18 protein-coding genes are annotated in these 16,036 nt (G+C 65.6%); 4 read left to right on the top strand and 14 right to left on the bottom strand.

The window, feature by feature from the left end:
* Nucleotides 1–68: 68 nt before the first annotated feature.
* On the top strand, nt 69–785 hold the full coding sequence (locus tag AC1D1Y_RS07030; RefSeq protein ID WP_477681707.1) for an NUDIX hydrolase: 717 nt from the start codon (nt 69–71) through the stop codon (nt 783–785).
* Between the two features lie 10 nt (nt 786–795).
* Here the strand turns inward: AC1D1Y_RS07030 and AC1D1Y_RS07025 are convergent, their stop codons facing one another.
* A complete protein-coding gene (locus AC1D1Y_RS07025) occupies nt 796–1,344 on the bottom strand; it encodes a DUF4291 domain-containing protein (RefSeq protein ID WP_477681706.1) in 549 nt (182 codons plus the stop codon).
* A 59-nt stretch (nt 1,345–1,403) separates the two neighbouring features.
* Nucleotides 1,404–1,967: an RNA 2'-phosphotransferase gene (locus tag AC1D1Y_RS07020; RefSeq protein ID WP_477681705.1), complete on the bottom strand. Its 564-nt coding sequence runs from the start codon at nt 1,965–1,967 to the stop codon at nt 1,404–1,406.
* Nucleotides 1,968–2,225: 258 nt separating this feature from the next.
* Here AC1D1Y_RS07020 and AC1D1Y_RS07015 point away from each other — a divergent pair, with 258 nt between their 5' ends.
* From AC1D1Y_RS07015 to AC1D1Y_RS07005, 3 genes are all read left to right on the top strand, one after another.
* Complete coding sequence (locus tag AC1D1Y_RS07015) at nt 2,226–2,759, top strand: thioredoxin family protein (protein ID WP_477681704.1); 534 nt, start codon at nt 2,226–2,228, stop codon at nt 2,757–2,759.
* A gap of 62 nt (nt 2,760–2,821) precedes the next feature.
* The gene (locus AC1D1Y_RS07010) at nt 2,822–3,562 is read left to right on the top strand and encodes a response regulator (RefSeq protein WP_477681703.1); all 741 of its coding nucleotides are present in this window, start codon (nt 2,822–2,824) and stop codon (nt 3,560–3,562) included.
* A complete protein-coding gene (locus AC1D1Y_RS07005; protein WP_477681702.1) occupies nt 3,559–4,863 on the top strand; it encodes an ATP-binding protein in 1,305 nt (434 codons plus the stop codon). Before AC1D1Y_RS07010 ends, AC1D1Y_RS07005 begins: the two co-directional genes overlap by 4 nt.
* Here AC1D1Y_RS07005 and AC1D1Y_RS07000 read toward each other — a convergent pair.
* The 12 genes from AC1D1Y_RS07000 to AC1D1Y_RS06945 form a co-directional block, all read right to left on the bottom strand.
* Nucleotides 4,850–5,275: an organic hydroperoxide resistance protein gene (locus AC1D1Y_RS07000; protein WP_477681701.1), complete on the bottom strand. Its 426-nt coding sequence runs from the start codon at nt 5,273–5,275 to the stop codon at nt 4,850–4,852. The genes AC1D1Y_RS07005 and AC1D1Y_RS07000 overlap by 14 nt on opposite strands.
* Nucleotides 5,276–5,620: 345 nt before the next feature.
* The gene (locus AC1D1Y_RS06995; RefSeq protein WP_477681700.1) at nt 5,621–5,752 is read right to left on the bottom strand and encodes a hypothetical protein; all 132 of its coding nucleotides are present in this window, start codon (nt 5,750–5,752) and stop codon (nt 5,621–5,623) included.
* Nucleotides 5,753–5,793: 41 nt separating this feature from the next.
* Complete coding sequence (locus tag AC1D1Y_RS06990; protein WP_477681699.1) at nt 5,794–7,602, bottom strand: cytochrome c biogenesis protein DipZ; 1,809 nt, start codon at nt 7,600–7,602, stop codon at nt 5,794–5,796.
* A 150-nt stretch (nt 7,603–7,752) separates the two neighbouring features.
* A complete protein-coding gene (locus AC1D1Y_RS06985; protein WP_477681698.1) occupies nt 7,753–8,253 on the bottom strand; it encodes a hypothetical protein in 501 nt (166 codons plus the stop codon).
* A gap of 238 nt (nt 8,254–8,491) precedes the next feature.
* A complete protein-coding gene (locus tag AC1D1Y_RS06980) occupies nt 8,492–9,298 on the bottom strand; it encodes a hypothetical protein (RefSeq protein WP_477681697.1) in 807 nt (268 codons plus the stop codon).
* A gap of 49 nt (nt 9,299–9,347) precedes the next feature.
* Entirely contained in the window at nt 9,348–9,908 is a 561-nt protein-coding gene (locus AC1D1Y_RS06975) for a hypothetical protein (RefSeq protein ID WP_477681696.1), read from the bottom strand.
* A gap of 46 nt (nt 9,909–9,954) precedes the next feature.
* Nucleotides 9,955–11,298 carry a hypothetical protein gene (locus AC1D1Y_RS06970; RefSeq protein WP_477681695.1) on the bottom strand — a complete coding sequence of 448 codons (1,344 nt, stop codon included), beginning with the start codon at nt 11,296–11,298 and terminating at the stop codon, nt 9,955–9,957.
* A 39-nt stretch (nt 11,299–11,337) separates the two neighbouring features.
* Nucleotides 11,338–12,897, bottom strand: coding sequence for a hypothetical protein (locus AC1D1Y_RS06965; RefSeq protein ID WP_477681694.1), 1,560 nt, complete (start codon nt 12,895–12,897; stop codon nt 11,338–11,340).
* 76 nt (nt 12,898–12,973) lie between these two features.
* Nucleotides 12,974–13,759, bottom strand: a complete 786-nt coding sequence (locus tag AC1D1Y_RS06960) for a hypothetical protein (RefSeq protein WP_477652308.1) — start codon at nt 13,757–13,759, stop codon at nt 12,974–12,976.
* A 107-nt stretch (nt 13,760–13,866) separates the two neighbouring features.
* Entirely contained in the window at nt 13,867–14,190 is a 324-nt protein-coding gene (locus AC1D1Y_RS06955; RefSeq protein ID WP_477681693.1) for a hypothetical protein, read from the bottom strand.
* Between the two features lie 42 nt (nt 14,191–14,232).
* Nucleotides 14,233–15,075: a hypothetical protein gene (locus AC1D1Y_RS06950; RefSeq protein WP_477652306.1), complete on the bottom strand. Its 843-nt coding sequence runs from the start codon at nt 15,073–15,075 to the stop codon at nt 14,233–14,235.
* Between the two features lie 134 nt (nt 15,076–15,209).
* Nucleotides 15,210–15,644, bottom strand: a complete 435-nt coding sequence (locus AC1D1Y_RS06945; protein WP_477681692.1) for a globin family protein — start codon at nt 15,642–15,644, stop codon at nt 15,210–15,212.
* Nucleotides 15,645–16,036 lie beyond the last annotated feature (392 nt).

Here is a 16,036-nt window from a genome sequence, read left to right as displayed (position 1 = left end):
TAAACAACCTATTTATAAGTTGCATAATACAACTTAATTCAAGTTTGTCAAACAGGAGCCGAAAAAGCATGGCGACCAAACCCAAACACCTGGACTTTGAAAAACCGCTGACCACGGTCGACGTGGTGATCTTCAGCGTGCTGGACGAGCAACTGCAGGTGCTGCTGGTCAAGCGGCCCACCGGTCCCCAAGAGCCGTTTCCCGATGCCTGGGCCCTGCCCGGCGGCTTTGTGGATGTGGACAAGGACGACTCGCTCGAGGCCTGCGCCAGGCGCAAGCTGCTCGACAAGACAGGCGTCAGGAGCCCCTATCTGGAGCAGCTGGGCAGCTGGGGCGGCAAGACGCGTGACCCGCGCGGCTGGTCGGCCACGCACACCTACTTTTCGCTGCTGCCGGCCGACGCCGTGAAGCTGGTGCAGGACGAGGCCAAGCCGGCCAAGTGGCATCCCGTGGACGAACTCTCGCCCCGCAAACGGCTGGCCTTCGACCACGGCGACATCCTGCAAGCGGCGCTGGAGCGGCTGCGCAGCAAGGTCGAATACACCTCGCTGCCGGCCTTCCTACTGCCGGAGCCGTTCACGCTTCCGCAGTTGCAGAAGATGTATGAGGTGGTGCTGGGCCGGCCCATCGACAAAAGCGGGTTTCGCACCCGGGCGCTGGCGGCGGATTTCCTGAAAGAGGAGGGCTTTCTCGACGTGGGATCGCCCCGGCCTGCCATGGGCTACAGCCTGAAAGACAGGCGTGCCGTGATGTATTTTCCGAGGACCTTCAGCCCCCGCAGTTAAAGAGACTCGTCTAAGCAGCGGTTTGCCTGATGTAAACCGTCTCAACAGGCAGCCGCAGGTTCGGGTCCTCATCCTCGGCTTGCAAGCGTTGCGATGCGACAAAGCTGCTCATGTCGATAACCTCCAGCAGTTCGTCCGTTGCCACGGCGCGCAGGGCCTCCCCGCGCAAGCCGAGTTGAACGGCCCGGCGAGCGAGCTTCGCGCCCGATGGCGCGTGGTCCGGGTCCCACTGGCGCCTGACGTTCGAAGCCGCGACGGCGGCCTGCCAGGCTTGCGGACTGGCGTAGGCCTCGCTGTCGAACGTGGACGGCACGGCCGCCGCCAGCAGGGAGTCGAAGAAGGCGCGCCTCAGCCTCAGGCCCAGAACCCCCTCCTGCCCTTCTTTGGTACCCCAGCCTGAGCGGTACATCATCCACAGGAAGTTGGGTTTGATCCAGCTCATGCGGTTGAAGCTGAAGTCAGGGCCGCCCAGTTGCCCATGCCGGATCGCATATGCGGCCGTGCTGGACCGGTAGGCCTGGTAAACAATGATGGTCTCCGCGTCGTGGTGCGCCAACACATGCTGTCCCTCTGCCGGCCATGAGCGTCGCTGTTCCATGTGAGGAGCGGTAGCCAGCTTCACTCAAGGCTCCCGGCTTCGACGACGCTGAGGTAAACCGGCGGCACGTGGTCGGTCAGCCACACATTGTTTTCGGACCGGAAGAACAGATAACCCTCCGCGGACATGCGCCGGCTGTCCACGGCCAGCAGGACGGGCTGGCCATAGCGCCCGCCCACGGTGGTGGCCGTTTCGCGGCTTTCGCTCAGGTGCACATGGTGGCGCTGGCGTTTGCTCAGGCCCTCCGCCAGTATTGCGTCGAGGAAACGCGATGCGGTGCCGTGATAAAGCCTGGCCGGCGGCGCCGCGGGCGGCAAGCCAAGCTCGACATCGACGGAATGGCCCTGGTTGGCGCGGATGCGCAGCCCGTCTTCGCTGAAGGCGAAGCGCTTTTTATCGCTGGTTTCGACGACCTTCTCGAGCAGCGCGCGGGAGAGGGTGTGATGGGCGGAAGCGGCCTTGGCGAGCAGTTCGTCGACGTTGGCCCAGCCGGCGGCATCCAGTTCAAGCGCTATGGTCGATGGTTTGTGCCGCAATACCAGGCTGAGGAATTTGCTGGTGCTGGTGAGTTGTTGTGGTGTCATGATTTTCCTTTTTATTGTTATGGATGGATCTATAGGTTGCTTTGAACAAGCTATAGAGTTGCATAGTACAACCAAACAAACGAAGAGGCAAGTCCACGAACTTTTGTATTCCACTGTATCCACCCCTCCCCGCGATACCCGGCCTTACGCAGCGCCCCGCACACGACACACCGGGGATACCTCAGGGCCTTCCAATGCCTGCATGGGCCGGCGATTTCCCTTGTCGCCGCCTGCCACCCCACTCTGAAGGACCCGACCATGAACGCTCGCCGCCAATTTCTGGCCACCGCCGCCGTCGCCACAGCCGCCGCCTGTGCAACGCCCTATGCCTCGGCTTTCTTTCCGCTGGGGCGCACGCCCACCGCGGCGCCGGAGTTCGCGGGCATCGACAGCTGGCTCAATTCGTCGCCGCTGCGCATGGCGGACCTGCGGGGCCAGGTGGTGCTGGTCGACTTCTGGACCTACACCTGCATCAACTGCCTGAACCACCTGCCGTCCGTGAAGTCCTGGCATGAGAAATACAAGGACAAGGGCCTGGTGACGGTCGGCGTGCACACGCCCGAATTCGCCTATGAAAAATCGACCAAGAACGTGCGGGAGGCGATGGAGCGCCTGGGCGTCAAACATGCCGTGGCCCAGGACAACAGCTATGCCACCTGGCGCGCCTTCAGCAACAACTACTGGCCCGCCATCTACCTGGTCGACAAGAAAGGCATGATCGTCTACAGCCATTTCGGCGAGGGGCGTTATGCCGAAACAGAGAAGGCCATACAAGCCCTCCTGGCGCAGTGAGATCGCCCTCCCCAGGGCCCTGGCGCAAAATGCCGGGGTGACGAATTTTCCAGGACGCAGCCATGCAGCAGCCAGACCACATCCTCATCGTTGACGACGACCGCGAAATCCGGGAGCTGCTGGGCAGTTACCTTGAAAAAAACGGCCTGCGCGTGACCAAGGTGGAGTCGGGCCGCCACATGCGCGCCGCGCTCGAGGATGTGGCGGTGGACCTGATCGTGCTCGACCTGATGCTGCCCGGCGAGGACGGCCTGACGCTGTGCCGCGACCTGCGCGCCGGCAAGCACAAAACCATTCCCATCCTGATGCTGACCGCGCGCAACGAGGAGGCCGACCGCATCCTGGGCCTGGAGATGGGCGCCGACGACTACCTGGCCAAGCCTTTCGCGGCGCGCGAGCTGCTGGCGCGCATACGCTCGGTGCTGCGCCGCACGCGCATGCTGCCGCCGAATCTCCAGGTCGATGAACCGTCCCACCTGCTGTCTTTCGGCGACTGGCAGCTCGACACCACGGGCCGCCACCTGCTGGACGCCAGCGGCACGCTGGTGCCGCTCAGCGGCGCCGAGTACCGCCTGCTGCGCGTCTTCCTCGACCACCCGCAGCGCGTGCTGAATCGCGATCAGCTGCTGAACCTCACGCAGGGGCGCGACGCCGAATTGTTCGAGCGCTCCATCGATCTGCTGGTCAGCCGCCTGCGCCAGCGCCTGGGGGATGGCGCGCGCGAGCCGCGTTATATCAAGACGGTGCGCAGCGAGGGTTATGTGTTCAGCGCCGCGGTGCAGGGCCGGCCGGAGGCCGCATGACAGTGAAACCGCGCGCCTGGCCGCGATGGCCGCGAAGCCTGTTCGCGCGCCTGATGCTGATCCTGCTACTGGGCATCCTCGCCGCCCAGGCCATGTCCTACCTGCTGGTGATGTATGAGCGAGGCATGGTGGGCCGCGACCTGATGCTGGACAACCTCGAAAAAGACATCACCAGTTCCGTCGCCATCCTGGACCGGGTGCCGGCGGCCGAACGCGCGGCCTGGCTACCGCTGATAGACCGCAAGAATTACCGCTACCAGCTCGACGGCGGCATCACCGAGCAAGGCGGCGACAACGAGATCGTGGCGCGCGTCAGCGCATCGATTGCCAATGCGGTGGACAAGCGCTTCGGCACCACCGTCAATGCCATCCCCGGCGACCCCAAGCGCGTGCACATCCACCTGCGCCTGAGCGACGGCGCGCCGCTGACCATCAACCTCTGGGCCGCGGCCACGCCGATCTCGCCCTGGCTACCGGCGCTGATGCTGCTGCAGCTGTCGCTGCTGGCCGTCTGCGCCTTCTTCGCGGTGCGCATCGCCACCCAGCCGCTGCGCCGGCTGGCCCATGCGGCCGATGCGCTGGGCCCCGACCTCAAGGGCACGGCCCTGCCCGAGGGCGGCCCGACCGAGGTGGCGCGCGCCTCCAGCGCCTTCAACGCAATGCAGCGACGCATTGCCGGCTACCTGGCCGAGCGCACGCAGATCCTGGCCGCGATTTCGCACGACCTGCAGACGCCGATCACGCGCATGCGCCTGCGCACCGACCTGATGGACGACGAGGCGCAGCGCGACAAGCTGCAGCACGACCTCGATGAGATGGTGGCCCTGGTGCGCGAGGCGCTGACCTACGCGCGCAGCCTGCACGGCGCCGACGAGGCCCCGCGCAGGGTGGACCTCGACGCCTTGCTGGACACGCTGCGCTGCGACTACGAGGACGCCGGCAAATCCATCACGGTGAGTGGCCAGGTCGGCCACCCGGTGATGAGCCGGCCGCTGGCGCTGCGCCGCATCCTGACCAACCTCAGCGACAACGCGCTCAAGTTCGGCACCGAGGTCGAACTGGCCGTGCGCGTCGACGCCGATGAGGGCATCGAGATCCGCGTGCTGGACCGCGGGCCCGGTATCCCCGAGTCCGAACTTGAGGCCGTGCTGCAGCCTTTTTACCGCGTGGAAAGTTCGCGCAACCGCGACACCGGCGGCACCGGCCTGGGCCTGGCCATCGCGCAGCAGCTGGCCGCTTCCATAGGCCCGGCTTTGCTTTATGCAGGCTCTGCGAACCCTACGGGACTCAGGCCAGGTTGATCTCCACGTCGATATTGCCGCGCGTGGCCTTGGAATAAGGGCACAGCTGGTGGGCGGCATCGACGATGGCACGGGCCGTCGCGGCGTCCAGGCCGGGCAAGCTCACGTTCAGGCGCGCCTGCAGGAAGAAGGCGTCGCCGGCGGTGCCCAGGTCGACTTCGGCGTCGACAGCCAAACCGGCCGGCAGCGTGACTTTCTGCGTGGCGGCGGCGCGGCCCATGGCGCCAATGAAGCAGGCCGACCAGCCGGCGGCGAACAGCTGCTCGGGGWTGGTGCCCGCGCCCGCGCTGCCGGGCGGCGACAGCTTGATGTCCAGGCGGCCGTCGGCGCTGCGGGATTCGCCGTTGCGCCCGCCGGTGGTGTGGGTCTTGCCGGTGTACAGGACTTTGTCGAGGGTGTTGATGGCGGTCATGGTATTTTCCTTTTTAAGCAATTGAAGAAGTTGAAGAAGTTGAAAATGCATCGCTCGCGAAGCACAAGATGAATTACAAAGGGGCGGCGTATCCCCGGTATCTCGTAAACGCAATGTTCTGTACGCACGAGGCGGCTGGACACACTGCGGTACAAATCTCCGGCGCATGGCGATAGCGGTGGTTTGCATCTTCTCTTCCGAAGAAAGGCGGGGTGTTTTAAGCGCCGCGGCCCCCACCCCCGCCCTCCCCCAGAGGGGGAGGGAGTAAGAGCGGCACGCTGTGATGGCGTTGAAGATTTGCTCCTTCCCCCTCTGGGGGAAGGCTGGGATGGGGGCTGGCGGCGCTCAGCCCTGCTCGCGGCCCGCACGCCAAACCACCGCCGGGCGGGAGCTGATGCACTGGCAGCTGAGCGGGTTACGCAGCTCATGCGCGAAGCCGCCCGCCAGAAAGGTCAAGGCCATCCAGAGTTTTTTCACGATGTAGGGATCCTGAAGGTTTTCAAACTTGTCGAACCGGCTCAGCCGAAGGTAAAGGCATACACCTGCGCGCCGGGATCGAGAAACTCGATCTCGAACAGGTGGTCGCCCGCCGAGGCCGGCAGCCGCACAAGCTGGTACAGGCGGTGCGCGTCGATCACGCCGCTGCCATCGGCCGCGATGTCGGTGCCATGGTTCTGGGACGGCGACTGCCCGTCGACACGCACACGAAAGCGCACCGGCGCCGCGCCGGCTTCGCGGCCCAGCACCAGGTGCAGGTCGCGCGCGCGAAAGCGGTAAGCCAGGCGCGCACCGGCCTGCGTCGCGACGGCGCGTTCGGCCTCCACCGTCCACTCGCCACCCAGCGTCCAGTGGTTCAGCCTGACCACAGCGGCCGGCTGGTAGCCATGCCGGCGATCAGGCTGTAGGCCGCCTTGAGGCACAAAGTTGACGGCGCGTTCATGGCCCACATAGGTTTCGCCGGACATCACCCGGCCGCCGGGTGCGGCCTGCACGCCCTCGCCTTGCACGGCCACCAGCCCAGCGTCGCCCGCGCCTTTGCCGTTCTCGGCCAGCAGCTTCTGGATCAATCGCTCGGACGCTTCGTACTGCCCTTCGCCGACCACCTGATGCCGCACCCGACCCTGGGCGTCGACAAAGTACAGCGCCGGCCAGGACTGATTCTCAAAGCCGCGCCAGATGGCATGGTTGCTGTCGATGGCGACGGGATAGTCGATGCCCAGGTCTTTCACGGCCAGTCGCACATGGTGTTCATTTTTCTCAAACGCGAACTCCGGCGAATGCACACCAACGACGACCAGGCCGGCGTCCCGGTACTTGTCGGCCCAGGCCCGGATGTAGGGCAAGGTGCGCAGGCAGTTGATGCACGAATAGGTCCAGAAGTCGACCAGCACCACCTTGCCGCGCAGGTCCGCACCGGCCAGCGGTGGCGTATTGATCCAGCCGGTCGCGCCGGCCAGCGGCGCGAAAGTTCTGCCGCTCCAGTCCGCGGGGGCGGACGGCGCGCCGGGATTCGCGGCGGCGAGCGTGATGGTTTCGGGCGTGGGTGCTTCAGCGTCCGCCTCGCCGACAATGCCCGGCTCTTGCGATGCCCTGGGCTGGAAGGCATTGATGAGCGCCTGCTCTATCCCCGAGGTGCTGCTCAAGGACAGGCGGCTCAGCAGCCCGGTGTCCAGCCCGGTGGCGATCAGCGCCACACCGGCCAGCACCGCCGCGCCCATGCCGCGTCGCGCCCAGTGGCTGATGCCCAGCGAACGCCGCAGCAWGGCATACACACGCCCRCCGGCCAACAGCGACAAGGCCAGCGAGGTCGCCGCGCCGCCCGCATAGGCCAGCAGCAGCAAGGAGGTGCCCGCGTTCGCGCCCTGGATGGCCGCACCCGTGAGGATCAGCCCCAGCACCGGCCCCGCGCACGGCGCCCACAACAAGCCGGTGGCCGCGCCCAGCGCCAGCGACGACAGCAACGAAGGATCGGCGGACGTGCCACCCTCGCCGCCTGCATTGGAAGAGGCCAGACGCGCACCCAGCGCCACCAGCGGCCTGGACAGCCAGTCGGCAAAGCCCGGAAACATCAGCGTCAGCGCGAACGCGGCCAGCAGGCCCAGCGCCGCGACGCGGCCGTACTCATTGGCCTGCACCGCCCAGCCGCCACCCACTGCGGCCAGTGTGGCCACCGCGGTGAAGGACAGCGCCATGCCCAGCAGCAAGGGCAGGCCGTTGCGCAGGAAAGGCCGGCCGGCACGCGCCAGCACAAAAGGCAGGACGGGAAGAATGCAGGGGCTGACGATGGTCAGCACGCCGGCGGCAAAGGCAAGGAGGAGGAAGGTCATGGTCTGGCGGGTTCAGGAGTGGGCACCTCCGTGATTGAACCGCCGCTGCGTATCCCCACCGTSTCGCCCCGGCCGCCTTATGGCATGCGGCTGTATCCGCGGCCGGCGCGGATACACAGGCATACAAAACCCTCAGAAGCCGTTCACCGTCTAAGGCTTGACTGTCAGCCCCGGCTTGCTGGAAGACAGGGTGTTGGCGTTGGCATTGGTGTTGCCCGGTGCGCTGACGCCCTGCGGCGCCGGGTTGACCACCTTGACGATAACCGTGGTGGCGGGCCCGCTGCTTTTGCAATTGCCCGCGGGCGTTGCGCTCGCCGTGTAGTTCTTGAACGCGTCGTAAGACGACATCGAGCCCGTGCCGTAGACATAGACGGCGTTGAAAGGCAGCTCACCTTCAACATCCACGGCGTAACCATCACCGCCGCTGAGCTTGAGCTTGCAGTGGCCGCTGCCTTCGAACTTGAAACTCAAAGGCTTGCCCGCGATAACTTCGCTCGCGGTGGCCTTGAAGGTGGTGAACATGCCGGGCGCGGAGACGACCAGCTTGGGAACGGCGGGCGCGGTACGTGCTGCCGGGGCCGGCTGGGCCAGCGCGGCACCGGCGGCGACCAGGCACAGCAAGGTGGCGGCCAGTATGTGTTGTGTGTTCATGGGTGAATCCTTACCGGGTGGTGAGTGAGTCGAAAGTTCCGTGCGGCGCTTTGCCTTGCACGGATATGAGTCGGCGTAAAGAGGCCTAAGGTTCAAGCCTGTGCTTCCGCACAAAAAACTTACCCTCAGTTGCTGTGGGCTACCCTGTGGATAAAGTCCGGCGACCGTCCTGAAAGCCGCGCTGGTACTGGCGTGCCAGCGAGTGCCCAAAAATTGACCACCCGGCGGCCTTATCTTTCTAGGGGCTTTTGCGGGCCGTGGGCGCCAAAAGCAACGGGCCCTTGGGAAGCACCAGGCCGCTGGCCGCCGCCTTGTCCACCGCGGCCTTGTCGGCGGCGGCTTTGGCATCGGCCTTGACGCCATCCGCCACGCAGCTGTGCTCCGCCTTGACGCGTTCGGCGGCATCGACGATGGCGGGCCTGGCGCAGTTGCGCGCCGCATCGGCCGCGCTGAAGTTCATCTGTTGCAAGGCGTCGCCGGCGCTGATGCAGACCCGGATCTTGTCCAGCGGATTTTCAATGCGCGAAGGCCCAGCCCCGACACCGGCGCCCGAGGGCGGGCACCAGTTCATCGTGGCCTGCTGCGGCAGGCAGCTGTCCAGCGCCGCCTGGCCCGGCAGCGCTGGCTGGGGAATGTTGCGGTACACCATCTGCTGGGTGTGCTGTGGCTCGCTCAAAAATCCGGGCGACACATGGGCCCAGGAAATCAGGTGCGAAAGCTTCGCATACTGGTCGCAGGCGTTGTTGCAGCTCGCGCCCAGCGCGCCCGGGGGAATCGCCGAGGACGCCAGCACCTTGCCGCTGACGGCCTTGTCCTTGAGCAACTGCGCGTGCAGCTTCTGGCTGGCCAGGTTGGCCAGGGCCGCCATGCACTGGCCCCTGAAAAAATCCTCGCTGACCGGAATGCCGCTGCCGGCCGGGGGCGGCGTCGCCACGCCGCTGCCGGTGCCGGGCGGCGGGGTCCCGCCTTGTGTGCTTCCGCCCTGGGCCAGGGCCGCGCCGCAGGCGGCCATTAGCGCCAGGGCGGTGATCAGTGATTTGTACATGGGTGTGCCTTGCTGCTTGCGCGGTTTGCTTGCGGGTTTGCTTGCACGCTTATTTGGCGATGGCATCGCCCACCACCACCATGGTGCCGTCGCCCGCAATGCCGGTGTTGTTGCCGCCAGAGATCACGCCGCAGGCTTCGCGCTCGGCCTGCGTGGTGCTGGGCCCGCCCTCGGTCATGGAGATCCTCACCTGGTAGGTGCCCGGCTCCAGCAGGAAGGTGGCGACGCGCGGCCAGGCGCCCGTGCCGTATTGCACCGGGCCCTTCTTGAAGTAGGCGTTGCCGTTCTGGCCTATCAGCACCGTGGTCGCGCACTGGGTTTCCAGGCCGGTGCCGAAGACCTTGACGGTCAGCGGCGTGCCCGGCTTGACCTGGGTGGGCGCCTGGACCTGGGTGATTTTGGTGTGCGGCACCGTGATGTTGGGCTTGGTGGTGGCGGCCACCGGCGGCGGCAGTCCCTGCAGGCTGGGGCCGGCGGCGCCGGCGGGCGCGGGTGTCGCCGCCGGCTGTGATGCGCGCGGCGCGGGCGCCGTTGCACCGCCGGTCGCGGCATGGGCCATCAGCGGGAGGGCCAGGGCCAGCAGGCTGGCGGAAAGAAATTTGGGGTTCATGGTGGTCTTTCGTGAAGGGTGAAGAAGGTGCTCGCGCCGCCCGGGATCAGTTGTCGACGCAGTTCGGGTCGATCTGCTGGCCGTTTTTCTTGGCGCAGGGTTTCGCGGGAACCGCCGGCTTGGGTTTGGGCGGTGCGGCCACCACCGGCACGGCAGGCTTGGGACCGGCCGGCAACACCAGCACCGGGTTGAACTGGATCGGTTCGGTCACCGTGACCTTGGGATTGAGGATGCCGCAGGCGCTGGCGCCGTTGTCCTTGACGTACAGCGTGTAGCTGCCGCCCTTGCTGTACTTGACCTTGACCGGCCATTTGAAATTGTTGTAGGGGCTGAAGTTGACCGCGCCGACGCTGATGATGTTCAGGTTGTCGCCCAGGGCGACCGACACGTTCTGGCAGATGCCGCTGCCGGCGAGTTCCAGCGTGATCTCCTGATTGACCGCAGCGGTCGAGGTGGCCGGCGTGACGCCGGTGAACTTGGCTTGCGTCGGGTAGGTGTAGACCACGACCTGGGCCTGGCCCAGGCATTTGAAGCCGTCGGCCGCGGCCACCTTGATGGTCTGGTTGCCGCCGTTCGGGTAGTTGTGGCTGGCGTTCAGCGGGAAGTTGCCCGACACCGGTTCGGGCGACGAGCCATCACCCCAATTGACGAAAGCGCGCTCGCAGGCGCCGCCGGGGCTGCCGTTGACCATGATCTTGGCCCCGGTCTTCTCGGGGTTGGCATAAGCCACCTGCATGCCCGTGATCTTGCTCATCGCGGTGGCATCCTGCACCGTCGTGTTGAACTGGGAGACGGCACTGCCGTAGCAGGTGGCGCCAGTCGCCTTCACGCTCTGTTTGTAAACGCCGGCCTGCGCATAGACATGGGAGGTCTTGATCGGGAAACCGCCCGAAATCTGCTGCACCGGCGTGCCGTCGCCGAAGTCCAGCGCGGCGCCGTCGCAGCTCCTGTAGTCGACGCCGCCAACCAGGATGTTGACCGGCTTGCCCTGCGCGACGATATTGGTTTCCGCGTTGACGCTGCCGATGCGGCTGGCGTTGACCTGGACGTTGAAGGTCTTGGACGGGCCCTCGCAGCGCGAATTAAAAATGCCCTGCCCCACAATCATCGTGAAGCCCTCACTGATAGGGCCCATGGCCGTCGAGGGAACAAAACTCAGCTTGCCGTTCTGGACCTGCCCTCCCCCCTCCATGGAGAACGCGGAGACGTTGGAAGAGATCTTGATCATGCAGGAGGGATCGGTCACACCGGTAAAGCTCAGCGTGATGGGCTCGCCCATCTTTGGCGTCAGCGTGTCGATCTGGATGTCGCTGTAGTTCGACCCCGCCGCATGGGCATGCGGCATCAGGGCCAGCGCCATCACGGCGGTGAAGAGTTTGGCTTTATTCATGGTGTTCTGTCGGTTTCTGGAGTTTTAAAAATTGGAGGCTCAAGGCGCCACGGTGAAGAAGACCTGGCCGCTGCCGGCGATCGGTGCGATTTCGCAGCGGATCTCGCCGGGCGCCATCGCCTCGTTGCCGGGCTGGCTGATGACCGTCCACTTGCCGGCCGGCAGGGTCTGGCCCAGGTTGTTGAGGTCCCAATCGAGGCTCTGGGTCTTGGCCGCGAAAACGACGTCGTCGCTGAGGTTGATAAAGGGCAGCTTGCGCACTCTGAAGACGAAGCTGCAGTTGTCGCCCTGGACTTTCAGCGTCGAGGGAATCGGCTCGCCCGGTGCATAGGTCGCCTTGGCCACCGAGAGGGCCATGATCACGCCCTTCTTGGGCTTGGGCGGGAACACGGCGGCGGGCGTCGGCACCAGCTCGAGCTTGGGCGTACCCAGGCAGCCCTTGTTGTCGATCTTGTCCTCGTTGTCCTGCACGGTCTCGATCAGCACGTTCTTGGCGCCCTGCTTGGGTACCGTCATGAGGCCCTTGCCCGCGCCCAGCACGTTCTTTTCATAGACCATGGCCTGTTCCTTGAAAATGCTCATCTCGGGCAGGATCCAGGCGCGCACGTGGTATTTGCAGGAGGCGTCGCCGGCGCCGTGCACGGTGATGTCCCAGGAATCCAGTTTTTCGACGGCGGTGACCTTGGAGATGAAGGAGCCGTAGTTGGGCGCCGGGCCGGACACGGGCGGCGCGTCGCCGCCCATCTTCTGGCGCTTGATCTCGAAGTCGGCCGATGCGCTGCCCGCGCAGTGGCTCTCGACGTCGGTGCGCGCCTTGACCGTCACGCGGAACTTTCCCTGGTTGGTGAACGTGAGTGTTCCGGGATTGAACTCGGTCGACGCCGCGGTCGTGAAGCCGCCGTTGAGCGACTGGCTCATCAACTCGACATTGAGCGCGTCGGGGCCGGTGTTGAGCGTCGTGACGCTGAAGTTCAGCAGGCAGTTGCTGTCGGGCTTGTCCAGAAAGATGGTCGAGTACAGCGACACCGTGCCGGGGCTGAACAGGTTGCCGCCGCGCAGCACCACCTGCTGGACCTTGGCCTTGAGGTTCACGGGCACCATGCCCTGGATCGCGGCCTGCGCGCCGGGCGCCATCACGGCGGCCGCGGCGTTGGCCGCGCCCGGCTTGGGCGCGGGCGCGTGCGGCAACCCGTCTTCAATCGTCAGCGTGGTGGAGGCCGAGCCCAGGCAGGCCACCAGGCCGTTGTGCGCAACGCCGGTCAGCGAGGCCGCGTACTTGCCGGGCTTGGTGTATTGGCGCATGCGGCCCACCGCGTCCATCGGGTATTTGATGGGCACCATTTCCGATGCCGTGCCGTCGCTGTATTCGAGCTTGGCATTGCAGGCGAAGTTGACGTTCTTGTCGGGGCCGTAATAGGCCACGCCCATCATGTGCTTGATCTGCAGGACCTGGCCCGGCGCGGTGAGCTTGGGCGGATTGGTGGTGGTGGAAACGCCGTTGAGCGTGGAGCTCGCGCCGCTCAGCGTTCCCGCCTGCGCCAGGGGAGCGGCCAGCAGCGCCAGCGCGCCCGCGGCAGCCAGGATGTTCAGGGTTTTCATGGTGTGTTTTCTCCGGGTTGAAACCGCATGCATCCAGGCTGCACGAAGCGCTGTGGCGAAACGAAGGGGAAAGGGCTTACTCGACCGTGAAGGTCTTGGGGCCGGCGTCCGGTCCCAGCGTGCAGGAGTCGTAGTCGGCGTTCGACGGCGTGATGATCACGGAGTAGGTGCCGGAGGCGTAGGTGTGCTGCTCGTCGGAGCCAGGCTGTATCGCGCCGGCGCCGGTCTTCTTGCTGGTGCCGTCGCCGAAGTTCAGGATGTAGCTGCAGGCCGAGTTGGGCGCGGTGCCTACCCACTTGGTGCTGATCAGGCGCACCTTGGGGTTGAGCATGGGCGTCACGACCAGTTTGGTCATCATGGACGGCGGCAGCGGCGTCGGCGGGTTGACCTTGATGCTGACCGAGATCGGCGCATCGCTCACGCAGGGGTTGCCGCCGTAGCTTTTCGGCAGGACCACTGCGGTGAAGGTGCCGGCCTGCGAGAAGGTCTTGTTGATGGTGCTCCACTGGCCGTTGTCGGCCAGCATGTTGTCGAACTTCGTGCCGTCACCCCAGGTGACCGTGCCGCCGCAGATCTTGCCGGCGCCCAGGTTGATGCCGTCGAACTTCATCGCGACGGATTCGCCAACCTTGATCTCGGCCTTCAGGAACTTGGCCGACACCAGCTTGGTGACGGGGGCCGGGGGAGGAGGAGGTGGCGGCGGCGTGGTCAGCACGGGCTTGACGACGGCGGTGGGCAAAGGCGTGGGCAGGGTGCGCGTGGGCGCCTTGCCGTCCGCCGCGGCGGGCTTGTCGGTGGCAAAGGCCTGCATGCTGAGGCCGAGCACCGCAAGGGCGGCCAGCGAAAGAAGGGAACGGTTCATGGTGTGTGTGTCCTGGTAAAGAGTGGGATGAAAAGAGTGGACGTAAGGGCCTGGCGCCTGTTGAGTCGCGGGGGCCCGTCGCGAGGTTCAATCCCGCGCGGAAAAATTCAGGGCGCCATGCCCGCGGCGGGCGGGTAAGGATTCGGGAAGGCCGCAAGGGCCTGCACCGCAGCCTTCAGTTCGACGGCCTCCTTGCCGTCAGCAACGCCTGGCGCTGTTGCGGCGCCCGTCAGTTGCCCGGCCACCGGAAGCCGGGCCGGCGCTGCCGCACGGGCGATGCCGTAGCCAACCAGGCCGATGCACAGCAGCGCGGCGCAGAAGGCCGCGGCCAGGGTGCCCAGCGTGCGCGACACGCGGCGCGCCAGGCTTCGCGTCGGGATGGCATGCGGGCGTCGCGCCACATGGACTTGCAGGGGAATGGTTCTGATCATGGGAAGGCTCCTGGGTGTTGGGCGCAAGGTTTTTCGGCCCGTTCAATACGCCGGCTTGAGGTTGGCGCGGCAGCCCATGCGGTTCCAGCTTTCCTTGTAGTAAGTCGTGCCCCACTGCCAGTCAGGCGTGGACTTGGGGCACTTGACCATGGGCTGGGGAATGGAGTTGAAGCTCAGTTCGCCGTTGCCTGAACCGTGCGTCCAGCCATCGGGTGCGGCCACAGGCACTTTGGGCGTGCAGGTCAGCTGGCCGGTCTGCTGGTTGCGGTTATTGGCATAGCCGTCGGGGCAGGTGGCATCGGATTTGACGCAATAGGCCTCGCCCTTGGAGACGTCCACGCCCTGCGTGTACTTGGTGTAAGGCGTCGGGCAGGTCATGGCTTCGGACATCGTGATGGCGCCCATCGTGATCACGGGCGCCTGGGGCTGCAGGGCACCCATGCCCATGCCGGCCGCGGGCTTGCCGGCGGGAGCGGGAGTCGCCGGCGTTGCTGGCGTGGCCGGTGCCGCCGGTGCCGGTTTGTCCTTGACGACCACGGTGATCTTGGCTTCGCCGCCGCACTTGGGATTGAGCGAAGGGCTGCCCATGGCCGTGACCGTGTAGGTGCCGGCCTTGGAGAGGGTCTTGTCCATCACGCCGCCGCCCGCCGGCTGGTTGTTGACGAGCGCGTTGTCCGAAGGCTCGTAAGGGCCGCCGGCGTACACAAAACGCGCGCCGCAGGCGCCGCTGCCGCTGGTGGTGACCTTGTATTTGACCGACTCGCCGGCCACCGGGTTGGCCGGCACGGCAGTCAGGCCGGTGATGGTGCCGACCGCGTGGGCCGTGCCGCACAGGGTGACGAGGGAGGCCAGGCAGAGCGCATATTTTTTCAGGGAGGTTTTCATGGAGGGACTCGCAATAAAAGAAAAAGAAGAAGTGAAGGGATCACCGGGCACGCGGCGCCGGCGCGACATGTATGAGTCGCCTGGTCCGCCTGCGCGGTTCAATGGCGATGGCGTTGTTTTGCGCGGCGGAAAAATCAGGCCGCGGCCGGATGGCGCGAGCGCGCCTCGACGGCGCCTGCCTGCATCACGCCGGCCAGCATCTCGTAGGCGGCGGTCCAGGCCTCGCGGACGGCGGGCGTGAATTTGTCGCCCAGCCCCTGCTCCAGCGTCCACAGCAGGGCGCTGCCGACGGTGGCGTAGTGCGCATCGCGCACACCGTACTTGACGTGGCGCGCGCCGAGCTGGCGCACCACGGGCACCATGGTGTCGAGCTGGGTCAGGCCGTTGACGGCGGAGTTGAGCATCGCCATCAGCATCCGGCCCTGGTGCGCCAGGTCGCCCTTGAACATGGGGCGCAGCGAGGGATCGAGGACAAAAAGGCGCGTGTAAAAAAGCTCGGCGGCCGCCGGCGCGATGGGGCGCACGTCGGCAAAGGTGGATTGCACCAGGTTGATTTGCTCTGAGTTCATGGCTTGATTTCCTTGTGTTCCATGTAAATGGTCTTGATCGACATGCACCTTGTTACCCAAGATGCGTGCCAGAACATTTATTCAATGAAATCAATGACTTAAAGAAAACCAGCGGCGGCCGGCTGTCGGGATTCGCCGACAGCTTTCAGGGGCCGGGAAGAAAACACCAGGGAGATCATGGGACTGGGGTGTCTGCGCGCGCAGACAAGTTGCGCCCCGGGACTTGTGACTACTTGCTGCCGCGCCTGAATGCGCWGATCCATTGGCCGGGTCTTGCGCCGACTTGCGCGCCCTCGCCCTCTGCTGAGGGTGGCTGGCCGGGGGTAGCCCGGCGGCTACTCACTTTTCTTTTGCTTCGCCAAAAGAAAAGTAAGCAAAAGAAAAGGCGACCC

The organism is Polaromonas sp. P1_G1, from assembly GCF_056405595.1.
The sequence above is the reverse complement of the archived record's forward strand: the minus strand, read 5'-3'. Positions and strand labels throughout refer to the sequence as shown.

Coding starts and splice junctions, on each gene's coding strand:
- AC1D1Y_RS06965 (WP_477681694.1), bottom strand. CDS start 12,897: ATGAAAACCCTGAACATCCTGGCTGCCGCGGGCGCGCTGGCGCTGCTG.
- AC1D1Y_RS06950 (WP_477652306.1), bottom strand. CDS start 15,075: ATGAAAACCTCCCTGAAAAAATATGCGCTCTGCCTGGCCTCCCTCGTC.
- AC1D1Y_RS06985 (WP_477681698.1), bottom strand. CDS start 8,253: ATGAACACACAACACATACTGGCCGCCACCTTGCTGTGCCTGGTCGCC.
- AC1D1Y_RS06975 (WP_477681696.1), bottom strand. CDS start 9,908: ATGAACCCCAAATTTCTTTCCGCCAGCCTGCTGGCCCTGGCCCTCCCG.
- AC1D1Y_RS07015 (WP_477681704.1), top strand. CDS start 2,226: ATGAACGCTCGCCGCCAATTTCTGGCCACCGCCGCCGTCGCCACAGCC.
- AC1D1Y_RS07010 (WP_477681703.1), top strand. CDS start 2,822: ATGCAGCAGCCAGACCACATCCTCATCGTTGACGACGACCGCGAAATC.
- AC1D1Y_RS06960 (WP_477652308.1), bottom strand. CDS start 13,759: ATGAACCGTTCCCTTCTTTCGCTGGCCGCCCTTGCGGTGCTCGGCCTC.
- AC1D1Y_RS06955 (WP_477681693.1), bottom strand. CDS start 14,190: ATGATCAGAACCATTCCCCTGCAAGTCCATGTGGCGCGACGCCCGCAT.
- AC1D1Y_RS07030 (WP_477681707.1), top strand. CDS start 69: ATGGCGACCAAACCCAAACACCTGGACTTTGAAAAACCGCTGACCACG.
- AC1D1Y_RS07020 (WP_477681705.1), bottom strand. CDS start 1,967: ATGACACCACAACAACTCACCAGCACCAGCAAATTCCTCAGCCTGGTA.
- AC1D1Y_RS07005 (WP_477681702.1), top strand. CDS start 3,559: ATGACAGTGAAACCGCGCGCCTGGCCGCGATGGCCGCGAAGCCTGTTC.
- AC1D1Y_RS06945 (WP_477681692.1), bottom strand. CDS start 15,644: ATGAACTCAGAGCAAATCAACCTGGTGCAATCCACCTTTGCCGACGTG.
- AC1D1Y_RS06970 (WP_477681695.1), bottom strand. CDS start 11,298: ATGAATAAAGCCAAACTCTTCACCGCCGTGATGGCGCTGGCCCTGATG.
- AC1D1Y_RS06980 (WP_477681697.1), bottom strand. CDS start 9,298: ATGTACAAATCACTGATCACCGCCCTGGCGCTAATGGCCGCCTGCGGC.